The sequence below is a fragment of the Mesorhizobium norvegicum genome, assembly GCF_004919685.1.
Lineage (GTDB): Bacteria > Pseudomonadota > Alphaproteobacteria > Rhizobiales > Rhizobiaceae > Mesorhizobium > Mesorhizobium norvegicum.
Map to the genome: position 1 here is coordinate 57294 of NZ_SMYZ01000053.1, position 20007 is coordinate 77300.

General features: G+C 64.0%; 21 protein-coding genes. 7 read left to right on the top strand and 14 right to left on the bottom strand.

The genetic code is table 11. The features are described from left to right. Positions 1 to 32: 32 nt before the first annotated feature. Positions 33 to 926 carry a dihydrodipicolinate synthase family protein gene (locus tag FCU66_RS21910; protein ID WP_136618466.1) on the bottom strand — a complete coding sequence of 298 codons (894 nt, stop codon included), beginning with the start codon at positions 924 to 926 and terminating at the stop codon, positions 33 to 35. A gap of 111 nt (positions 927 to 1037) precedes the next feature. On the opposite strand from FCU66_RS21910, the gene FCU66_RS21915 reads away from it, so the two are divergent. Beyond that, positions 1038 to 1688, top strand: a complete 651-nt coding sequence (locus tag FCU66_RS21915) for a GntR family transcriptional regulator (RefSeq protein WP_246093984.1) — start codon at positions 1038 to 1040, stop codon at positions 1686 to 1688. A 10-nt stretch (positions 1689 to 1698) separates the two neighbouring features. On the opposite strand, the gene FCU66_RS21920 is transcribed toward FCU66_RS21915, so the two are convergent. Beyond that, positions 1699 to 2016 (bottom strand): hypothetical protein, encoded by a 318-nt coding sequence (locus FCU66_RS21920; RefSeq protein WP_136618468.1) that lies wholly within the window; start codon positions 2014 to 2016, stop codon positions 1699 to 1701. 218 nt (positions 2017 to 2234) lie between these two features. Then, the gene (locus FCU66_RS21925; protein ID WP_136618469.1) at positions 2235 to 2555 is read right to left on the bottom strand and encodes a winged helix-turn-helix transcriptional regulator; all 321 of its coding nucleotides are present in this window, start codon (positions 2553 to 2555) and stop codon (positions 2235 to 2237) included. Positions 2556 to 2746: 191 nt separating this feature from the next. Between FCU66_RS21925 and FCU66_RS21930 the strand changes: the two genes are divergently transcribed. Continuing rightward, a complete protein-coding gene (locus tag FCU66_RS21930) occupies positions 2747 to 3076 on the top strand; it encodes a nuclear transport factor 2 family protein (protein ID WP_136618470.1) in 330 nt (109 codons plus the stop codon). After that, positions 3073 to 3876: an SDR family oxidoreductase gene (locus tag FCU66_RS21935; RefSeq protein ID WP_136618471.1), complete on the top strand. Its 804-nt coding sequence runs from the start codon at positions 3073 to 3075 to the stop codon at positions 3874 to 3876. The genes FCU66_RS21930 and FCU66_RS21935 overlap by 4 nt, the downstream gene beginning before the upstream one ends. Positions 3877 to 3950: 74 nt before the next feature. Here the strand turns inward: FCU66_RS21935 and FCU66_RS21940 are convergent, their stop codons facing one another. Further along, on the bottom strand, positions 3951 to 5447 hold the full coding sequence (locus tag FCU66_RS21940; RefSeq protein WP_013529086.1) for a CoA-acylating methylmalonate-semialdehyde dehydrogenase: 1497 nt from the start codon (positions 5445 to 5447) through the stop codon (positions 3951 to 3953). Positions 5448 to 5663: 216 nt separating this feature from the next. Here FCU66_RS21940 and FCU66_RS21945 point away from each other — a divergent pair, with 216 nt between their 5' ends. From FCU66_RS21945 to FCU66_RS21955, 3 genes are all read left to right on the top strand, one after another. Next, complete coding sequence (locus tag FCU66_RS21945) at positions 5664 to 6545, top strand: LysR family transcriptional regulator (RefSeq protein ID WP_136618472.1); 882 nt, start codon at positions 5664 to 5666, stop codon at positions 6543 to 6545. A 97-nt stretch (positions 6546 to 6642) separates the two neighbouring features. Beyond that, positions 6643 to 7086, top strand: a complete 444-nt coding sequence (locus FCU66_RS21950) for a phospholipase A2 family protein (RefSeq protein ID WP_136618473.1) — start codon at positions 6643 to 6645, stop codon at positions 7084 to 7086. Then, positions 7083 to 9245, top strand: coding sequence for a phospholipase D-like domain-containing protein (locus tag FCU66_RS21955; protein ID WP_136618474.1), 2163 nt, complete (start codon positions 7083 to 7085; stop codon positions 9243 to 9245). Before FCU66_RS21950 ends, FCU66_RS21955 begins: the two co-directional genes overlap by 4 nt. Positions 9246 to 9257: 12 nt before the next feature. On the opposite strand, the gene FCU66_RS21960 is transcribed toward FCU66_RS21955, so the two are convergent. The 10 genes from FCU66_RS21960 to rsfS form a co-directional block, all read right to left on the bottom strand. Beyond that, entirely contained in the window at positions 9258 to 10514 is a 1257-nt protein-coding gene (locus tag FCU66_RS21960; RefSeq protein WP_023811792.1) for a D-amino acid dehydrogenase, read from the bottom strand. A gap of 109 nt (positions 10515 to 10623) precedes the next feature. Further along, a complete protein-coding gene (locus tag FCU66_RS21965) occupies positions 10624 to 11181 on the bottom strand; it encodes a GreA/GreB family elongation factor (protein ID WP_136618475.1) in 558 nt (185 codons plus the stop codon). A 2-nt stretch (positions 11182 to 11183) separates the two neighbouring features. After that, positions 11184 to 11600: a nucleoside diphosphate kinase regulator gene (rnk, locus tag FCU66_RS21970; protein ID WP_136618476.1), complete on the bottom strand. Its 417-nt coding sequence runs from the start codon at positions 11598 to 11600 to the stop codon at positions 11184 to 11186. 275 nt (positions 11601 to 11875) lie between these two features. Continuing rightward, entirely contained in the window at positions 11876 to 13015 is a 1140-nt protein-coding gene (gene alr, locus FCU66_RS21975; RefSeq protein WP_136618477.1) for an alanine racemase, read from the bottom strand. Positions 13016 to 13093: 78 nt separating this feature from the next. Beyond that, positions 13094 to 13615, bottom strand: coding sequence for an RNA pyrophosphohydrolase (locus FCU66_RS21980; protein ID WP_136618478.1), 522 nt, complete (start codon positions 13613 to 13615; stop codon positions 13094 to 13096). A 30-nt stretch (positions 13616 to 13645) separates the two neighbouring features. Continuing rightward, positions 13646 to 14827, bottom strand: a complete 1182-nt coding sequence (locus FCU66_RS21985; RefSeq protein WP_136618479.1) for a divergent polysaccharide deacetylase family protein — start codon at positions 14825 to 14827, stop codon at positions 13646 to 13648. A 283-nt stretch (positions 14828 to 15110) separates the two neighbouring features. Further along, positions 15111 to 16442: a S41 family peptidase gene (locus FCU66_RS21990; protein WP_168991901.1), complete on the bottom strand. Its 1332-nt coding sequence runs from the start codon at positions 16440 to 16442 to the stop codon at positions 15111 to 15113. After that, positions 16443 to 17780, bottom strand: coding sequence for a murein hydrolase activator EnvC family protein (locus FCU66_RS21995; protein ID WP_136618481.1), 1338 nt, complete (start codon positions 17778 to 17780; stop codon positions 16443 to 16445). Between the two features lie 185 nt (positions 17781 to 17965). Continuing rightward, positions 17966 to 18448 (bottom strand): 23S rRNA (pseudouridine(1915)-N(3))-methyltransferase RlmH, encoded by a 483-nt coding sequence (rlmH, locus tag FCU66_RS22000; RefSeq protein ID WP_136618482.1) that lies wholly within the window; start codon positions 18446 to 18448, stop codon positions 17966 to 17968. Between the two features lie 83 nt (positions 18449 to 18531). After that, positions 18532 to 18909, bottom strand: a complete 378-nt coding sequence (rsfS, locus tag FCU66_RS22005) for a ribosome silencing factor (protein ID WP_109664536.1) — start codon at positions 18907 to 18909, stop codon at positions 18532 to 18534. A gap of 242 nt (positions 18910 to 19151) precedes the next feature. On the opposite strand from rsfS, the gene FCU66_RS22010 reads away from it, so the two are divergent. After that, on the top strand, positions 19152 to 20003 hold the full coding sequence (locus FCU66_RS22010; RefSeq protein WP_136618483.1) for a mechanosensitive ion channel family protein: 852 nt from the start codon (positions 19152 to 19154) through the stop codon (positions 20001 to 20003). Positions 20004 to 20007 lie beyond the last annotated feature (4 nt).

The following is a 20007-nucleotide window of genomic DNA, read 5'->3' on the forward strand; positions in this document are numbered from 1 at the left end:
GCCGCTCTCTTCCGAACGGGGAGAAGAGAGCCTTAGAACTTCGGCAGTGTCGGCCGAATCGCGAGTGCGTCCTTGATGATCTTCTCGACTGCCTTGCGACGCTCGCCCGACAGCGGCTGGCGCGGCATGCGCACGCGGTCATTGGTGTTGATCGCGAACACTTCGGCAAGCTTGATGTTTTGTACCAGATAGGTTGAGACGTCGAGATCGAGCAGCGGCCGGAACCAGCGGTAGATGGCCAGCGCCTCCTCGCGGCGGCCCTGCTTCATCAGCTGGTAGATGGCGACGGTCTCGCGCGGGAATGCGGTGACCAGTCCGGCCACCCAGCCGATGGCGCCGACCGACAGCGCCTCGAAAGCGAGATTGTCCACGCCGGTGAACAGATCGTAGCGGCTGCCCAGGCGATTGATGATCTCGGTCGAGCGGCGGATGTCGTCCGAGGATTCCTTGATCGCGACAAAGCGCTTGTCCGACGCCAGCTCCTCCATCTGGTCGACGCTGACGTCGACGCGGTAGGCAAGCCGGTTGGAGTAGATCATGACCGGCAAGTCGCCGGCCTCGGCGACAGCACGCAGGGCCGCGACCGTCTCTTCCGCATTGGTGTGGTAGATCGGGCTCGGCACCACCATCAGGCCGTTGGCGCCTTCCTTGGCGGCGCGCTTGGCAATGCTGGCGGCCTCGCGGGTGCCGGCCTCGTTGACGGTCAGCAGCACCGGCTTCTTGCCGGCGACTTTCTGCGCGGTCTTCAGCACCTCGATCTTCTCGTCGGGCGACAGCATCGGCCCTTCGCCGAGCGATCCGCAGACGATGATGCCGTCGCAGCCGGCCTCCATCTGCAGGGTAAAGCAGCGCTCCATCTCGGCATGATCGAGACGATCATCCGCGGTGAATTTGGTCGTGACGGCAGGAAAAACTCCGGTCCACATGATCATGTCTCCATCTGATATATCAGCCATATATCTGTTAAGAAACTGCCTGTCAATACGGATTCCGTTATGATATATTCAAGATATATCAGGAGAGCGCGTTTGATATCCATGGAAGCAACCATTCCAACCGAGCCGGCCGCGACCAGGGCCTACCATGTGCTCGAGCACATGATCGTCACGCTCGAACTGGCCCCGGCAAGCTTCGTCACCGAAGGCGCCCTGATCGACAGGCTCGGGCTTGGTCGCACGCCGGTGCGCGAGGCGATCCAGCGGTTGGCCTGGGAGGGGCTGCTCGACGTGAGGCCGCGCGCCGGCATCGCGATCGCGCCGCTCCACCCAGGCGACTGGCTGCGCGTGCTCGATGCGCGCCGCGGCGTCGAGGTGGTCCTGGCCCGTTCAGCCGCCCGCTTCGTCACCCGCGAGGCCGCCGACCTGTTTCACGAAGCAGCGCTCGCCATGCAGAAAGCGGTCATCTCGGGCAACGTGCTTGCCTTCATCCAGGCCGACAAGGCGCTCGACGAAGCGCTGGCGCTGGCCGCCGACAATCCGTTCGCCGCCCGTTTGGCCGCCCCCTTGCAGACCCACAGCCGCCGCTTCTGGTTCCGCTACAAGGCCGACACAGGTCTTGCCGAATCCGCCGAGCACCATGTCGCGCTGATCCGCTCGATCCTCGACGGCGACGAGGAGGCCGCGGCCAAGGACGCCAAGCGCCTGATGGCGCTGCTGCGCGGCCACGCCGAGGTGGCCGCAACGCGCTGATCGAACGGGTTCAGATCCCTTGCGCCGTCGCGGTGACGGCGACGGTATTCTCCCATCCGTCACCGGTCGCGAAGATGCAGCTTCGGCCCTGCACGTCGGTCACCAGCATGGTCCATGTCCCGCTTGCCGAAACATAGATCTCGACAATGGCGGCTTGCCCGACCACACCGTAGCCGATCTGCTTTTGCTGGAAGGCCTGCGCCAATCCCGCGACAAGATCACTGTGGCCGCCGCAGATGAACTGCGCCTGCGCGGATAGCGTCGACAGCGCCAGCGCGGCGCCGATCGCGGCTGTCCTGATCCATCGAAACGAAAATTTGTGTGCCATCTGGCACCTCCTTCGCCTTGGCGTTCCGGCAAGGGAGGCACATGGGCAGCCTCAATATGCCGGGACGATCCAGGCCGGATTCGACGTCTTCATCACGTCACTCCTTCTGGTTTCCGGTCTGTCATCAGGGAACTTTATCGCATTCCCTGGAGTCGATATGGTGAGGTCCCGATGCGAAAACAAGCACCCTTGCGACGCGTTGCGGGGCGCAATCCGCGTCAGGCTTCCGCCTCGCGAAGTGCTGCCCATTTCAGCAGGGCGTCGAGAGCCCGGCACAGCGCCTGCCCCCAATCGGTCAGGCAATATTCGACCTTCGGCGGCACCTGATGATGGACGATGCGGCGGACAATGCCATCGGCCTCCATCTGCCGCAGCTGCTGGATCAGCATCTTCTGCGAGATCGCCGGGATTGCACGTTCGAGATCGGAAAAGCGCAGCACCTTGCCACCGAACAGATGAAACAGGATCACCAGCTTCCAGCGGCCTTCGAGGATGCGCAGCACATTCTCAACGCCGCTCGCCGCCGACAACGGCGTCAATGCCTCGCCCTTACTTTCAGGTCCAACCTTACTTTCAGGCCCAGCCTTACTTTCAGGCCCAGCCTTACTTTCAGGTAAGTACCTTACTTTTTCGTCGGTTCTTGTCATTTTTTCAGTCTATCTCATTTTAGGAGCCGGACAAGGCCGCAGACCTTCGCGTCAACGGCCGGAACTGGAACCGGAGAGAAGCCATGACCGCAAAACTTCCGCAGCCGCTGACCGACTATTTCGCCGCCAAGAACAGGCACGACATCGACGCCATGCTCGCCTCTTTCTCATCGAACGCCACGGTCAAGGACGAAGGCGAAACCCATCGGGGTCCGGCCGCCATCCGCAGCTGGATGGAAGCAACGACAAGCAAATACCGGGTGACCGTTGAGATCGCCGACGCGACGGTCAATGGCGATGCGTGGCGGATCGCCGGCATCGTCTCAGGCAATTTTCCCGGCAGCCCGGCGACGCTCCACTACGTCTTCACCCTGGCCGATGACCGGATCACACGGCTGGAGATCGGCGCATGACCATGGCGCAGAAATTCACGGTCGACGATCGGGAGTTTGCCGGCAAGCGCGTTCTGGTCACCGGTGGCACCAAGGGTGCCGGCGAAGCCATCGTTGTCAGGCTTTCGGCGGCGGGCGCGGCCGTTCTCACCACCGCCCGCTCGGCGCTTCCCGATGCGCTGTCGCCAAAGCTGTTCGTGCAGGCCGATGTGAGCACTTTGGCAGGCACCGAGACAGTGGCCGCAGAGGTCATGGAGCGGCTTGGCGGCGTCGACATCATCGTGCACAGCGTCGGCGGGTCGAAGAGCCCCGGTGGAGGATTTGCCGGACTGACCGATCAGCTCTGGCAGGACGAAGTCAGCCTCAACCTGCTGGCGGCGGTGCGGCTCGACCGTCTGCTTGTCCCGCACATGATCGAACAAGGCTCCGGCGCGATCGTCCACATATCGTCGATCCAGCGCCGCCTGCCGCTGCACGAATCCACCATCGCCTATGCGGCGGCGAAGGCAGCCCTTTCCACCTACAGCAAGGCGCTGTCCAAGGAGCTCGGCCCAAAAGGTATCCGCGTCAACGCCGTGGCGCCGGGCTGGATCCACACCTCCGCTCCGGAAGCCATGGTGAAGCGGCTGGCCGCCCATTCCGGTTCGGATGAGGAAACCGCCCGTCAGGGCATCATGGATGCGCTTGGCGGCATCCCGATCGGCCGGCCGGCATGGCCGCACGAAATCGCGGAACTGGTCGCCTTCCTTGTCTCGGACCGCGCCGCGGCGATCCACGGCGCCGAATACGTCATTGATGGCGGTACGATTCCAACCGTGTGAAGAAGATAGCGGGCACTCAGAAACGAAAAAGGCGGGATGAACCCGCCTTTCCGATATTCGAATGTTTTTCGGGCTCAATTCATCGTCGGGATGACGAATTCCGCACCATCCTTGATGCCGGACGGCCAGCGCGAGGTCACCGTCTTGGTCTTGGTGTAGAAGCGGAACGCGTCCGGGCCGTGCTGGTTGAGGTCGCCGAACGAGGATGCTTTCCAGCCGCCGAAAGTGTAATAGGCGATCGGCACCGGGATCGGCACGTTGATGCCGACCATGCCGACCTGGACCCGCGAGGCGAAGTCGCGCGCGGCATCGCCGTCACGGGTGAAGATGGCGACGCCATTGCCCATCTCGTGGTCATTGGCGAGCTTGATCGCGCTCTCATAAGTCGGCGCGCGCACCACCGAGAGCACCGGCCCGAAGATCTCTTCCTTGTAGATGCGCATGTCCGCGGTGACGTTGTCGAACAGGCAGCCGCCCATATAGTAGCCGTCTTCATAGCCCTGCATGGAGAAGCCGCGGCCGTCGACGACCAGCTTGGCGCCTTCCTTGACGCCGGTGTCGACATAACCCTTGACCCGCTCCAGGGCTTGGCGTGTCACCAGCGGGCCGAAATCGGCGGAAGAGTCGGTCGAAGGACCGACCTTCAGGCTTTCGACGCGCGGGATCAGCTTTTCCATCAGCCGGTTGGCGGTGTCGTTGCCGACCGGAACAGCAACCGAGATCGCCATGCAGCGTTCACCGGCCGAGCCGTAGCCGGCGCCGATCAGCGCATCGACGGTCTGGTCCATGTCGGCGTCGGGCATGATGATCATGTGGTTCTTGGCGCCGCCGAAGCACTGCACGCGCTTGCCGGCGGCGGTGCCGCGCGAATAGATGTAGTGGGCGATCGGCGTCGAGCCGACAAAGCCGATGGCCTTGATGTCGGGATCGTCGAGGATGGCGTCGACCACATCCTTGTCGCCGTTGACGACGTTGAGGATGCCCGCCGGCAGGCCGGCTTCGAGGAACAGTTCGGCAATGCGCATCGGCACGCCCGGATCGCGCTCCGACGGCTTCAGGATGAAGGCGTTGCCGCAGGCGATGGCCGGCGCGATCTTCCACAGCGGGATCATTGCCGGGAAGTTGAACGGCGTGATGCCGGCGACGACGCCGAGCGGCTGGCGCATCGAATAGACGTCGATGCCGGGGCCGGCGCCGTCGGTGAATTCACCCTTCATCATATGAGGCGCGCCGATGCAGACTTCGACCACTTCGAGGCCGCGCTGGATGTCGCCCTTGGCGTCGGCGATCGTCTTGCCGTGCTCGCGCGCCAGGATGTCGGCCAGTTCGTCATAGTCGCGGGCGACCAGTTCGAGGAATTTCATCAGCACGCGCACGCGGCGCTGCGGGTTCGTTGCCGCCCACTTCGGCTGCGCTGCCTTGGCATTCTCGACCGCCGCGCGCAGTTCCGCCTGCGAAGCCAGCGCCACCGTGCCGCGCACGGAACCGTCCATCGGCTGCATGACATCCTGCTTGCGGCCGCTGGTGCCGGCGACGTGCTTGCCGCCGATGAAATGACCGTAGTCGATCATGATCTCTCTCCCTTGTTTGTGATGTTGCATTGTCCGCCTTTGGCCGGCGGATGGCAACGCGACGGAGAACGCAACCGTTGTGCGAAAAGTAGATAACAATTGACGGACGAGCATCAATTCCCGCAAATGACAGGATGCAATTGCTGCTACGGATTGAGAGATTGAGTTCCTTCGCCACAGAACGCGGCGTCGGCGATTGTCATCTGGACCATTCCCATGAACTGGGATGACGTCCGCATCTTCCTTGCGGTGGCGCGCGCCGGCCAGATCCTTGGCGCGGCCAAACGGCTGGAGCTTAACCACGCCACCGTCTCGCGCCGCATCGCCGCACTTGAGGATGCGCTGCGGACAAAGCTGTTTCGCCGGCTGACCACCGGCAGCGAGCTGACCCCGGCCGGCGAGCGCTTTCTCGACATTGCCGAGCGCATGGAGGGCGACATGATCGCCGCGCGCTCGACCGTTGCCGGCGAAGGCGACGATGTCTCCGGCACGGTGCGCATCGGCGCGCCCGACGGTTTTGGCGTCGCCTTCCTGGCCAAGCACCTCGGCGCGCTGACCGCGCTGCACCGCGAACTGACGATCCAGCTGGTGCCGGTGCCGCGCTCCTTTTCGCTGTCGCGCCGCGAGGCGGACATCGCCATCACCGTCGAGCGGCCGACGGAGGGCCGGTTGGTGGCGGGTAAGCTGGTCGACTACTCGCTCGGCCTGTTTGCCTCGCGCGACTATGCGCAAGTGCATGGTTTGCCCCAAACCGCCGCCGAGCTTGGCCAGCACACCCTCATCGGCTATGTGCCGGACCTTATCGTCAGTCCCTCGCTCGACTACGCGGCCGAATTCAGCGCCGACTGGCGCACCAGCTTCGCCATCTCCTCGGCGCTCGGCCAGGCCGAAGCAGTGCGCTCGGGCGCCGGCATCGGCATCCTGCACACCTTCGTCGCCCGCTCGATGCCGGAACTTGTGTCCGTCGATGTCGTCGCGCCCATCCGCCGTGCCTACTGGCTGGTCTATCACGAATCGGTCAGGCCGCTGCGCCGCGTCCAGATCGTCGCCAGCTTCATCACCAAGGCGGTGGAGCGGGAGCGAAACCTGTTCGTTTAGCTGTGCCGCCTTTTCCTTGCCACAAAACCGGCGAGTGTGGCATCAGGCGTGCGGTCGCCGCGTAGGGACATCCTTCAGAAAGCTGGCGCGGATAGACATGCGAGCCGTTCTTGCCATCCTGCCGCTGCTTTTCGTTTCCGCTTGCGCCAATCCGTGGACGAAGGTCCCGGAGGCCGAGCTGCCCAAACCGATCCGCAACGCCATGGCGCGGCCTTCGCCTTTCGTCTTCGGCAATTATTGCGGCCCCGGTACCCGCACAGGCGATCTGTCGGCCCGGCCGGTCAACCGCCTCGACGCGGCCTGCCAGGCGCATGACGCCTGTTACATCGCCCGCCACAACCATTGCGACTGCGACGGCGCCCTCGTCGCCTCGGCGAAAGCGATACGCGACGACAAGACAGCGCCGCGCAAGATGCGCGGCGAGGCCGAGCTACTAATCGCCACCTTCACCATTCCCGTCTGCAAGGTCTTCCCGCAGGGCTTCATGCCACCGCGCGACCCGGCGCAATTGAGCGCCCTGAAGGCCGGGGCGACCGGGTGAAGGGCCGCACATCCATCGCCATCGTTCTGTTCGGGCTGGCTGTCCTTGCCGGCTGTGCCGACGCTGGCCGCAATGCTTGCGACGTCTTGCAAGGCCAGACGGCCTGCGCGCAGCCCTCGGTATCGGCCAGGACGCCCGGGCCGCAGATCGCCGCCGCGCAGTTTTTCGGCGACGCCGGCACAAGCGACTACGAGAAGCGCTTCCTGGCGCTGCTCGCCCACCACCAGCTCGGCGCCATGGACCGCGCCAACGGCACCGGCCCTTTCGGTCACGACCGCCATGAGATCCGCAACAGCGATTTCCAGGCGACCTACCGGACACTGCAACAACTGGCCGGGCCGGTTGCCGAAACGCATCTGCCCCCCGCCAGCAGCGGCGACAGCGGCGAGCGCCACTTCGACGGACGCTGGCGGGTGTCGCGGCAGACGCTCTACATCGATGCGGCAGCGCGGCCTTCGGCGCCGAAGATCTTCGATTTCTCCGGCCTGCAGGCGCGCAGCGTCGAGATCGTGCTGCGCCAGGCCGGAACGCAACCGACCGACATCGAGGGCACCTGCGACGGCACGCTGGCGATCCGTGCCGGCGGCGGTTCACGCACCATCGCCACGGGCATGGCATTCCGCTTTCGCCTATCCGGCGAGGACGACACGGTCAGCCTGTTCCCGAGTGATGGCCTGAACCGCTGCGTGCTAAGAATCCGCCCCAGCCTTGCCCCGGCCGGCGCGCCGCTCTCCATCCGGCGCGAAGAGACCGCCGACCCGGCGCTTGCCGCCTTCGACAGTCGTTACGAGCGTTGCCCAACGCCCGATCCCACCACCGGGCTCGACCCGCTCAGCCGCGCCTTCTACGCCAGCCGCTGGCTGTCGCAGACCTGCGCCTTGCCGATCGGAAAGCCGCGCCTGCTGCGCAAATCGCGCGACGGCTTCAACGCCAAGGTCGAGGCGCTGATGGGAGCGCCGCTGTCCGACAGCGCCATAGACAAGGGCGACCCGGAACTGCCGCTCGACTTCTCCAAGGCGCCAAAGCTCAAGCTGATCTATCTGTCGTCGCTGGAGTTCAAGGCCGACTTCTCCGGATGCATCATCGAGCGGCTGATCCGCCATCATGCCGCCCTTGGCACCAAGGTGCGCATCATGGTCACCGACGTGCTGGAGCGCGACAAGGACGACGCAATGCTGCACCGGCTGGCCGCGGAGTTCCCCAATGTCGAGTTGCAGGAATATCGTTGGCGGGCGGACCGGGGCGCGCCGATCGACGAGCAGATCTCACAACTGCACAAGACCCATCATATCAAGATGCTGGCGACGCTTGCCGACGATCCCGGGCGCTCCCGCGTCATCATCGGCGGCCGCAACATCCATGACGGCTTCCTGTTCCACCGGCCGATCGATCTGTCGCGCTATCCCGATCTCGAGCAATACGGCAAGACCGACGGGTTCTCGCTGAACTACTATTCGAACTGGAGCGACTTCGACATCGAGTTCGCCGATCCGGCCACGGTCGAGACGCTCGCCGCGCATCTTTCGACAGTGTGGCTGCGCGACGCCGACACCAATCTGGCGCGCCCCTTCTCCATTCCGGTCCGGTCCGACGGCGCCCCCCCGTCAGGCACGGCGCGGCATTTCATTTCGGTGCCCTACGAGGATGGCCATGCGCTGGAGGATTATTTCGTCGAGCTGGTCGACGCCGCCCAACACCATATCCAGATCGTCAATCCCTACCTCAACCTGACGCCGAAGCTTGCCCAGGCTGTTGACCGGGCGCTCGCTCGTGGCGTCAGGATCGACATTGTCGGGCGCATCGATCTCAAGGGCGATATCGGCGGCAAGTTCCTCACCGCGCTCAACAAGCTGTTCGTCGAGAAATATGGCGACCGCATCAACATCCGCGAGTTCAAGGCACCGGATGTCGTGCTGCATTCCAAGATCATGATGATCGACGAAAGGCTGGTCGCCATCTCGTCGGTCAATCTCAACAACCGCAGCTTCTTCCACGACTCGGAGAACGGCATGACGGTGCTCGATCCGGCCTTCTACACCAGGATGAAGCCGATCTATGACGACTATCTCGCCCACTCGAACCCGGTCGCCGCCAATGTGACGATCCCATGGGCCTATCGGCTGCTGTTCGACGAGGATTGGGTCAGGCAAGCCTTCTGACCAACGCAGCCCCTACCGCAGATAGCGCTCCTGCGCGAGGTCGCGGACATCGATGTCCGGCACCCGGCTGGAGATGATGTCGGCCAGCACCTTGCCCGAGCCGCAGGCCATGGTCCAGCCGAGCGTGCCGTGGCCGGTGTTGAGATAGAGATTGGAAAGCTCTGTGCGGCCGATCAGCGGCGGGCCATCCGGCGTCATCGGCCGCAGCCCGCACCAGAACGTCGCGTCCCGCATGGCGCCGGCGCCCGGAAAGAGATCGCCGACCGAGTGTTCCAGCGTGCGCCGCCGCGATTCGTGCAGCCTGAGGTCGAAGCCGGAAATCTCCGCCGTGCCGCCAACCCGGATGCGGTCCCCAAGCCGGGTGATCGCCACCTTGTAGGTCTCGTCCATCACTGTCGACACCGGTGCCGCGGCAGCGTCCTTGATCGGCACGGTGATCGAATAGCCCTTGACCGGATAGACCGGGATCGGCCGCTTCACCCGGCGCATGAACCCTGCCGAATAACTGCCCAGCGCCATCACATAGGCGTCGGCGGCTTTCCAGCCTTTGCTGGTGCTGAGATTGGCGATGCGGTTGCGGCTGCGGATGACACGCCAGATCGTCACGTCATATTCGAACTTGACGCCCCGGGCCACACAGAGTTCGGCCAGCCTGTCGGTGAACATCTTGCAGTCGCCGGTCTCGTCGTGCGGCAACCTGAGGCCGCCGACGAACTTTTCGCGCACCCCCGCCAGGCCCGGCTCCGCCGCGATGCAGCCGTCCTGGTCGAGGATTTCGTAAGGCACGCCATACTTCTTCAGCACCTCGACATCGCCGCCGGTACCGTCGAGCTGCTTTTGCGTGCGGAACAGCTGCAACGTGCCTTGGGTGCGCTCGTCATAGGCGATGCCGGTTGCTTCGCGCAGCGCCTTCAGCGTGTCGCGGCTGTATTCAGCGAGCGGCACCATGCGCGCCTTGTTGATCGCATAGCGCTCGGCCGTGCAATTGCGCAGCATCTTGATGAGCCATGTCCACATATGCGGATCGAAGGCCGGCCGCACCACCAGCGGGCCGTGCTTCATCAGCAGCCATTTGATCGCTTTCAGCGGAATGCCGGGCCCGGCCCATGGCGAGGCATAGCCGGGCGATATCTCGCCGGCATTGGCGAAGCTGGTTTCCAGCGCTGGGCCTTTCTGGCGGTCGAGAACCGTCACCTCGTGGCCGGCCTCGGCAAGAAAATACGCCGTGGTCACCCCGATGACGCCACCGCCCAGCACCATGATCTTCATCGTTCACTCCTTGCCGCGCGTCCTTCAGGACGCGGCCGCATTTTTCGATTTGCGCATGATCCTTGCCGAAAATCGATGCCGATTTTCAAGACCATGCGCAGTGGCCCGTTTACGCCGCCGTGGGACCGGGGTCGTCATCTCCCTCTGTCTGCCGCATTCCGGCCTTCTCGCCAAGAGGCCGCCAATCGGCTGCGGCGCTGTAGACGAGGGTGAGCCCATGCGGTCGTCGCCCCTCGGCTTGGGATTTCTCCCTGACGGCCCGCCGCGCGGCCTCCGGCTGGTAGAGCACGGCCGCGATCAGGATCGACTCCCGCCTGCCGTCGACCTGTTCGATCGATGTCGTCTGGCCCTCGGCCATGCCGAGCATGCAGAGCCCCCGCCTCGTCGTGATCGACAGGCTGGAGCCGACCGGCCCGCGCACCTCGTTCTGCACCAGGGTTCGGGTCTCGGCAGGGCCGGCATCGATGCGAAACACAACTCTGCTGTTCAGCGTCACGATATCGGCTTCGACCGAATCGATCGGAACCACATCAGCTTTAGAGAGCTTGTCTGCAAGCATAGGAACGATCGGATCGGCGAAAGCCCGCCGACGCTCCAGCATGATCTCGAGGACGGCGAAGTCCTTCGTCGTCAGCCAGCAATTCGTGCCTGTCATCACCGCCTCCATGATCAGGACCGCTCCTGGCCGGAGGCGAGCGTGTCGACGGCCTCAACGATCAACGACAGTTCCCGGCCACCACGACTGCTCCAGCGCACTGTCTGCCCGATGGTCGCACCGATAAGCGCCGTCCCCATTGGTGTCAGCACCGAGATCCTGTTTTCTGTGATGTCGGCATCGCCGGGATAGACCAGCGTGATGCGCTCCCCGCCATCGCCGCGGATTGTCACGGTCGAACCCATCCGCACCACATTGGCCGGCATGGAAGCCGCTGCCGTGATGACGGCCCGGTCCATCTCCGAGAGCAGCTCTTCGGCCGTCTCGGGCGCGCGGTCGAGCGACGCCCGCGCCAGGCCCGTCAGCCTGTTGTGGTCGGCATCGCTGACCAGAAGCCGGCTCGGTGGACGCAATCCTGTTGCATGTTGCATGGCAAACCTCATGAATTGGCGCATCGAACAGATGCGCGCCTGCCGCCCAACTGACGGGCGGCTTGATGGAAGCCGGCAGCCGTGAGGGCTGTCTGGCTTGAGAATGATGATGTCAGGTAGAAACGCCCCGGTTCGGACGGACGCCAAAAGGCGACCGCGCCGGGGCTACGATCCCGCGATCGGGCAGACCCTGAACAAGGTTCTGATATGGGCGAGGTTGCTCATACCCAGAGCCTTGCCGACAGGCGTCCGCTTGTCAAGCGCGGCCAAACCGCTCAACCGCCGACATAGCGCCGATGAAAGCGCGGGCCGAGGCTGGTCAGGATCTCGTAGCCGATGGTGCCGGCATGGCCGGCCGCGTCATCGACGCTTTGTGAGGGACCGAGCAGTTCGACGAGATCACCCTCGCGGAGCTTGCCGGACGGCAAGGCGGAGATGTCGAGAATGATCGAATCCATCGACACCCGCCCGAGGAAGGGCAGGCGCGCGCCCTCGAACCAGGCCGCGGACGCCGCGCGTCGGTGCCAGCCATCGGCATAGCCCAGCGAGATCGTCGCGGCAGCGAGCGGCGCCGTCGTGTGGAAAATGTGGCCGTAGCCGACACCGACGCCGGCCTCCAGCATGCGTGTCTGAACGACCTTGGCCTCCAGCCGTACCACCGGCAGCATAGGGTTCGGCCTGGCCGGTGTCGGATTGATGCCGTAGAGGGCTGCGCCGGGGCGTGCGAGATCGTAGTGAAAGCGTGCCCCAAGAAAGATGCCGGACGAATTGGTGAGCGAGGCCGGCGCCTCCGGCAGCATTGCGCGCAGCCGCTCGAACGCCAGTCGCTGCCGCTCATTGGCCGGATGCTCCGGCTCGTCGGCGCAGGCCAGATGGCTCATCACGAAACGGATGTCGATGCCGTCGAAGGCCTGCGGATCGGCGGCAACGCGCTCCACATCCCGTGGCGCCATGCCGAGCCGCGACATGCCGCTGTCGACCTGGATCGCAGCCGGCAGTTTTCGGCCGGCGCGGCGAGCCGCCACACGCCAGGCCGCCAATTGCCCCACGCTGTTGATGACGGCGCAAAGGTCTGCCGCCACGGCGTCCGGCTCGGCGCCGGTCGGAATGCCGTTCAACACGAAAATGGCAGGGCCCGGCCCAAGCGAGCGGCGCAAGGCGACGCCTTCGCCCAGAAGCGCGACGAAGAAGGTATCGCAGCCTTCGCGCAGCAGCGCCGCCGCGACGTGGCTGGCACCAACGCCGTAGCCATCCGCCTTGAGCACACCAGCGCAGCGAACATCGCCCAACCGCGCTTTCAGCCGCCGATAGTTCTCACGGATCGCACCGAGATCGATGGTGAGGATAGCCCCAGCCGCCACTTCGCTTGTGGCGGTGACCTCCTCGGGCAGCGAGCTTTTGGGGGCGTCGTTCATGGCGACCCTTCGCATAGTGGATAGAGACATCAATAGGACCGCCGGGCCGGCGCGGCAACCGCGGTCGTTGTATCGCGGCTACTGCACCAGATGCCGGAACGCCGCCACCACGTCCTCATAGACATGGCGCTTGAACGGCACGACCAGGTCGGGCAGATCCTGCATAGGCCGCCATGACCATTTGTCGAACTCGGCGGTGTGGCCGCCCGGCGGCGGGTTGATCTGGATCTCGCTGACATTGCCATGGAAGCGAAAAGCGAACCATTTCTGCGTCTGGCCGCGATACCGTCCCTTGAAGGCGATGCCGACGAGGTGGTCCGGCAAATCATAGTTGATCCAGTTGGGCGCTTCGGCCAGCAGCGAGACGCCGCGCATGCCGGTCTCTTCATAGAGCTCGCGCTCGGCCGCCTGCAGCGGCTCCTCGCCCTTGTCGATGCCGCCCTGCGGCATCTGCCAAAGCTGCGTCGTGCCGGCAAATTCGCTGTCCGGTTCGGCAATGCGATGCCCGACCCAGACCAGGCCATCGGCGTTGAGGATCATCAGCCCGACACAGGGCCGATAAGGCAGCGTTTCGCGGTCGATCTTTTTTGTCTTCGCCATCAGTCAATCTTCCAAGCCATTTTCCGATGGCTAGCCTTTTTGCGGATCGATGGCCACCGCCGAAATCGGTACGATCTCAATGCCGCGCTTCTTGGCCTCGGCCACCCAGGACGTCACCGTGTCGACCGTCAGGTCGAAGGCCGAGCCGATGCCGACGGCAAAGCCTTTCGCACGCGCGGTCGCCTCCAGGCTATCGAGCTTCTTCAGGATTTCGCCGCGATCCTGCACGGCATCGATCGCCGTGTCGCCGGAGACGAAGGGCACGCCGTCCTTCAGCGCCAGGTCCGGCGCCAGGCTGCGCGCCGACGAGCCGTCATCGATATAGGCGAGGCCGCGTTTGCCGAGCTCGGCCATGAACGGCTCCATCGCCGCCGCGTCGGCGGAAAAGCGGGCGCCCATGTAGTTCATGACGCCGGTGTAGTTGGTCGTCCGCGACAGCGCCCAGTGCAGGTTCTTCAGGTTTTCATCCGCGCTTGCCGCCACCGTCAGCGTGTTGCGGCCAGGATTGACGTTCGGGTAGTCGAACGGCTCGAGCGGCACTTGCATGACGACCTCGTGCCCGCTTTGCCTGGCTGCCTGCATCCAGCGGCCGATGCTGTTGCCTTGCGGCGCGAAGGCCAGCGTCACTTCCGCCGGCAGCTTGGCGATGGCCGCCTGGGTGCCTGTCTGTGAAACCGAAAGCCCGCCGATGACGATCGCCACCCGCGCGCCGCGCGCGCCGGACCAGGGCCGCGCATAAACGTCGAACGGCCGCCTTCCATCGGCGGCGCGCACGGGCAAAGGCCCGGTTTCACTGGCTTCGATCAGCGCCTTGTCTGGAATATGCGCGATCTTCAGGTTCTGGCCGATGGTCGATGGGTCACGAATGACGATCGCTGCCCTGGGCGAGCCATCGCCCTCTTCCGTCTGCACATGGATGATCTGCGGCCCACCTGTTTTGGCCGGCGCCTCCGGCTTCGGCGCCGCCACCGGGGCCAAAGCGGACGGCGCGGCGGCAGGCTCGGCCGCCGCTGTGACTTTCGGCGTTGAAACGGCAATTTCTTGCGGCTTTCGAAACGGCTTTTCCCTGAGCGCGATCGCGCCGGAGACGCCGGCCACCGCCAGCACGACCGCGGTCGCCATGATCGCACCGCCGCTGACCTTGCCGGCGGCGCGCGGCGACCGGACAGCCTGTCCGAGCGGGCGTTCGATGTCCTTGCCGATATCAGCCAAGCCTAATCCCCGGGCGCATGGTTACGAAGACGAAGCCGCTTCGAAAAGACATGCGCGAATTCACCAATCCTGGCGCACCCCTGGCGCCGTGTTTGAGGGCTTCGCCTTGCCCCCGAATCAAACTGCCGGAACCTTTCGGTCCCGGCAGCATCGCATTGCTTCCATCAGGCGGCCAGACCTGTTGTTGGCCGCTGGAGCATCGGGCCCAAAAGTGGAATCCGGTTTTGGGAAAACCCGATGCTTAAACAAAAAGCTAGAGCGGCGCGTGCGCCGCTCTAGGCCCCTACTGGTTGAGAACCGCCTTTTGCGGATTGGGCGGGAAGGACGGATCGGTCTTCTGGCCGCGCAGCAGCTGCTCGGCATAGATGAGCTGCAGATCGTCCTTCGGATCCGGCGGCACATAGGCCGCCGAGCCCGAACCGGTCGAGCTCTCGTCGGCGCCCTTGATATGGCCCTTGAGGTCGGATTCGCCGCGCGTCAGGTCCCTGCCCTGCAGTTCCGGCGGCAACGGCTGGTCGACCTTGATGTCGGGCGTGATGCCCTTGCCCTGGATCGACTTGCCGGACGGCGTGTAATACAGCGCCGTCGTCAGCCGCAGCGCACCATTCTCGCCGAGCGGAATGATGGTCTGCACCGAACCCTTGCCGAAGGACTGCGTGCCGACCACCGTGACACGGCGCAGATCCTGCAGCGCGCCGGCGACGATTTCCGACGCACTGGCCGAACCGCCATTGACCAGAACGATCATCGGCTTGCCGTTGATGTCGTCAACCTGCTTGGGCTTGGCGTCGAAGCGAGTGACGTCCTTGGGATCACGGCCGCGCGTCGAGACGATCTCGCCGCGGTTGAGGAAGGCATCGGACACGCTCACAGCCTGATCGAGCAGACCACCCGGATTGAGGCGCAGATCCAGTACGTAGCCCTTGAGCTTGTCGTCCGGAATCTGCTTCTTGATGGTGTCGATGGCGTTCTCGAGATCGTCATAGGTCTTTTCGGTGAAGGAGGTGATCTTCATGTAGCCGATGTCGTTCTCGACCCGGAACTTGACCGCCTTGACCTTGATGATGTCGCGCACGACCGTCAGTTCGATCGGCTTGTCGGCGCCCTGGCGCAGGATGGTCAGCTTGATCGGTGTGTTGACCAGGCCGCGCATCTTCTCGACGGCGTCGTTGAGGGTCAGGCCGCGAACCTCTTCGCCATCGATCTTGGCGATATAATCGCCTGCGAGCACACCTGCCTTGGCGGCCGGCGTGTCGTCGATCGGCGTGATCACCTTGACCAGGTCGTTCTCCATGGTGACCTCGATGCCGAGGCCGCCGAACTCGCCCTTGGTCTGGACGCGCATATCCTGCGCCTGCTCGGCGTTCATGTAGGAGGAGTGCGGGTCAAGCGAGGCAAGCATGCCGTTGATGGCGTTCTCGACCAGCGACTTGTCGTCGGGCGGTGTCACATACTGTGCCCGCACCCGCTCGAAGATATCGCCGAAGATCGCCAGTTGCTTGTAGGTCTCCGACCCTGCAGCGTTCGCCGCCGAGCCGGGTGTGCCATAGACAAGGCTCATGGCGGACGCGCCCATCAGCGCACCGGCAAACAGAAGCGACAGTTTCCGCATTATTCACGTCCTTCCAGAAAAACGGTCCGCCCACCATGGGGCCGGATCGACGGGTTTTCCATCCTTGCGGAACTCGACATAGAGTTCCGGCGTGGCATTTCCATTCTTCGAAACCGAGGTGCTCGCCACCCGGGCCTCTCCCATCGCGCCGATCGGCTCTCCTGCGAGCACTGATTGACCGGTCGCGACGCTGATTCTGCTCATCCCCGCCAAAACGACATGATAGCCGTCGCCTGCGTTAAGGATCAAGAGTTGACCATAAGAGCGAAACGGCCCCGCATAAAGCACATTCCCATCCGCCGGCGCGGTGACGATGGCTCCCGATTGTGTCGCAACCATGTCGCCAAGCATCACCGCGCCGTTACCGTCATCGGCGCCGAATCGCCGCTTGATGCGGCCGGTCACCGGCAGCGCGATCTGTCCCTGTAGCGCCGAAAAGGGCGCCGCTGCGGCAAGTTGGTTGCTTTCCGGCACGGGCAGCGACGCCAGTTCCGCCGGCGCCGATGTCTTGTCGCCATCCGCCGTCTTCTGCTCGGCAGCCTTGGCGGCATCGGCAGCCTTGCGGCTCTTGTCGGCCTGCGCTTCGAGCGAGGCGATCAACTCTTTCAGGCTGCCGGCCTTGGCCGCAAGCGCCTCGGATCGCTGCTTTTCAGCGGCCATTTGCGTTTGCGTGTCGGTTTCGAGCTTCTGCTTGGCTTCCAGCAGCATGCCGAGCCGCTTCTTTTCCGCTGCCTGATCGCCGACCGCCGCCGTCAGCCGCGCCCGTTCGGCCTCGATCGAGGCCGTGACCCGCGACTGCTCCTTGAGATCGGCGAGCAGGCTATCTGTCTGCTGACGCAGTTCCGGCACCACGGCACCGAGCAGGATGGCGCTGCGCACCGACGACAGCGCGTCCTCCGGCTTGACCAGGATCGCCGGCGGCGGGTTCAACCCCATGCGCTGCAGCGCGCCCAGCACTTCGGCCAGCACGTCACGCCGCGCCACAAGCGAGGCGCGTATCTTCTGCTCCTGGCCCTTCAGCCCTTCCAGCCTGGCGCCGATGTCCTCGATGTCCTGCCCGAGCTTCTGCTCGGTCATCGCCGACTGGATCAACGCGGCGGTGATCGAGGCGTGATCCTTCTTGATCGTCGCGATGTCGGCGGAGAGCTTGGCCAACCGTTCGGACGACAGCGTGATCTCCTTCGAGACCCGTTCGTATTCGGCGCGGCTCTGGTCCGGATCGGGAGCCATGTCGAGCGTGTTTTCGGCCCGCCCCGCATGCAGCGACAGCACAAGCGCCGCCGCCGCGATGCCGCAACGCGCGCGCCATGAGCCCGTTCTCGATTTCCAGCCTTCAGACATCCGGCGTCGACTCTATCTGCGGCTTCGTTAACGAACCATCAACCATGTTTGAAAGGCCCGTTTCCGAATGTATGTCGCCCAAAAGTGGTCCCGGGGTTTTGGGGAAACGACATGCATAAGACCAAGGGGCCAATCTGACGCGGCATTGGGGCGGAATTCCGGGCAGGTCGCGCCAATTCACCGGTTTACGAGCGATGGTAGGGATGTCCCGAAAGAATGGTGGCCACCCGATAAAGCTGCTCTCCCAGCATCACGCGCACCAGTTGGTGCGGCCAGGTCAGCAATCCGAACGACATCACCAGTTCGGCCTGGTCGCGCAGTGACTGATCGTGGCCGTCGGCGCCACCGATGGCGATGACCAGCGCCTTGCGGCCGCCGTCACGCAACAGGCCGAGGCGCCCGGCGAAGTCTTCCGAGGAAAAGCTTTTGCCGCGTTCGTCGAGCAGGATCAGCGCGGTACCGGGCTGCAACTGCGTCTGCAGCTTCTGGCCCTCCTCACGCCGCCGCTCGCTTGCGGTCTGGCCGCGCCCCTCGGCGATCTCGGCAATGCCGGCAAATTCAAGCCCCACCGCCGGGCCGCTCTTGGCGAAGCGCTCGAAATAACGGTCGGCGAGCAGCTTCTCGGGGCCGGCTTTCATCCGGCCCACGGCATGAACTGATATCTTCATCCTTGCCCCTGTAAGCCGCTAATGCATGTCACCAAAGTAGGAATCGGTTTTGGAGCAACGACATACATCAAAACAAAGGCGGCTTAGTGGAGGGTCTCTTCCTCGAGATCCGGCGCCTGCCACATCTTTTCAAGATTGTAGAATTCGCGGACTTCAGGGCGGAAGACATGGACGATGATGTCGCCCGAATCGATCAGGACCCAGTCGGCGCCTGCCAACCCCTCAACGCGCGCAGTGCCGAGACCGGCATCCTTGATCGCTTTGAGAAGATGATCGGCGACAGCCGCAACATGACGGTGCGATCGGCCCGAAGCGACGACCATGTAGTCGCCGAGGCTCGATTTCCCCTGGATGTCGATTGAGACAATATTTTCGGCCTTGGAGTCTTCCAGACTGGCAAGGACTGTCTTGATGGCGCGGGACACGGCGTCGTCTACGCTGATCCTGGCCGGCGAAGGCATGATATCGGCCTTCTTCCGCAGTGCTGTTCTCAGTGTATTTCCTTTCGCAGCAAGAACAACCAAATCACCCCTAAAAGCAGGTGACACCGCTTAGATAGGCAGAGTTCCCTGACAGTTTCAAGACGCGACCCTGCCTCGCACGAACGTATTCTCGATCCTGTGGTTCCGCCGCACGCTGGAAAAGATCGGAACCCTCGCCGCCCGCACGGGTTATCGGCTCACCGACCAACCGGAATCTTGTCATGCCGATCGACCCGCAAAACGCCCTTCTCACCGTCCAGGCCGGCCTCGCACAGCTAAGCACGCTGATCGTTTCCTACTCCTTCTCGGCCATCGGTGCCGTTATCCTTTTGATTGTCGGCTACATCATAGCCGGCCTTGCCGAACGTTCGATCTTCGCCGGTCTCGGCCATATCCATGGTTTCGACGCGACGTTGCGGCATTTCTTCTCCAAGATCGTCCGCTACGCCATCCTGATCCTCGTCACCATCATGGTGCTGGGCCAATTCGGCGTGCAGACGGCGTCGATCATTGCCGCAATCGGCGCCATCGGTCTTGCCATCGGCCTGGCGCTGCAAGGCACGCTGCAGAACATTGCCGCCGGCATCATGCTTCTGGCGCTGCGGCCGTTCCGCATCGGCGAGTCCGTCGAGGTCGGTTCGATTGCCGGCTCGATCGAGGAGATCGGCCTGTTCGCGACCAAGCTCAGGAGCGCCGACGGCGTCTACATCCTGGCGCCCAATTCGACGCTGTGGAACCAGCCGGTGCGCAACTTCTCGCGCAACGGCGTGCGCCGCAGCGACATCACGCTCAGCATCGGTTCCTGGAACGACATCGACCGCGCCCAGAAGACTTTGCTTGCCATCGCCGCCGCCGAGCGGCGGGTCAAGCGTGAGCCGGCGCCGATCGCTTTCGTCGCGACATTGGGCGAAAGCACCGTTTCTATCGCCTTGCGCTACTGGACATCGTCGGCGGATTTCTTCACCACCCAGACCGACCTCACCAAGCGCGCCAAGCAGGAATTCGATTCGGAAGGCATATCGATCCCGCAGCCGCCACCGGAAGCGCCGTCGCCGGAAGCCCGCCGGCAATGATCCA

Excerpts from the sequence above, each read along its gene's own strand:
- FCU66_RS21940 (WP_013529086.1), bottom strand. The coding sequence starts at position 5,447 with ATGATCGACTACGGTCATTTCATCGGCGGCAAGCACGTCGCCGGCACC.
- FCU66_RS21910 (WP_136618466.1), bottom strand. The coding sequence starts at position 926 with ATGTGGACCGGAGTTTTTCCTGCCGTCACGACCAAATTCACCGCGGAT.
- FCU66_RS21995 (WP_136618481.1), bottom strand. The coding sequence starts at position 17,780 with ATGTCTGAAGGCTGGAAATCGAGAACGGGCTCATGGCGCGCGCGTTGC.
- rlmH (WP_136618482.1), bottom strand. The coding sequence starts at position 18,448 with ATGAAGATATCAGTTCATGCCGTGGGCCGGATGAAAGCCGGCCCCGAG.
- alr (WP_136618477.1), bottom strand. The coding sequence starts at position 13,015 with ATGAACGACGCCCCCAAAAGCTCGCTGCCCGAGGAGGTCACCGCCACA.
- FCU66_RS22010 (WP_136618483.1), top strand. The coding sequence starts at position 19,152 with ATGCCGATCGACCCGCAAAACGCCCTTCTCACCGTCCAGGCCGGCCTC.
- FCU66_RS21920 (WP_136618468.1), bottom strand. The coding sequence starts at position 2,016 with ATGGCACACAAATTTTCGTTTCGATGGATCAGGACAGCCGCGATCGGC.
- FCU66_RS21965 (WP_136618475.1), bottom strand. The coding sequence starts at position 11,181 with ATGGAGGCGGTGATGACAGGCACGAATTGCTGGCTGACGACGAAGGAC.
- FCU66_RS21945 (WP_136618472.1), top strand. The coding sequence starts at position 5,664 with ATGAACTGGGATGACGTCCGCATCTTCCTTGCGGTGGCGCGCGCCGGC.
- FCU66_RS21915 (WP_246093984.1), top strand. The coding sequence starts at position 1,038 with ATGGAAGCAACCATTCCAACCGAGCCGGCCGCGACCAGGGCCTACCAT.
- rnk (WP_136618476.1), bottom strand. The coding sequence starts at position 11,600 with ATGCAACATGCAACAGGATTGCGTCCACCGAGCCGGCTTCTGGTCAGC.
- FCU66_RS21980 (WP_136618478.1), bottom strand. The coding sequence starts at position 13,615 with ATGGCGAAGACAAAAAAGATCGACCGCGAAACGCTGCCTTATCGGCCC.
- FCU66_RS21935 (WP_136618471.1), top strand. The coding sequence starts at position 3,073 with ATGACCATGGCGCAGAAATTCACGGTCGACGATCGGGAGTTTGCCGGC.
- FCU66_RS21930 (WP_136618470.1), top strand. The coding sequence starts at position 2,747 with ATGACCGCAAAACTTCCGCAGCCGCTGACCGACTATTTCGCCGCCAAG.
- rsfS (WP_109664536.1), bottom strand. The coding sequence starts at position 18,909 with ATGCCTTCGCCGGCCAGGATCAGCGTAGACGACGCCGTGTCCCGCGCC.
- FCU66_RS21950 (WP_136618473.1), top strand. The coding sequence starts at position 6,643 with ATGCGAGCCGTTCTTGCCATCCTGCCGCTGCTTTTCGTTTCCGCTTGC.
- FCU66_RS21960 (WP_023811792.1), bottom strand. The coding sequence starts at position 10,514 with ATGAAGATCATGGTGCTGGGCGGTGGCGTCATCGGGGTGACCACGGCG.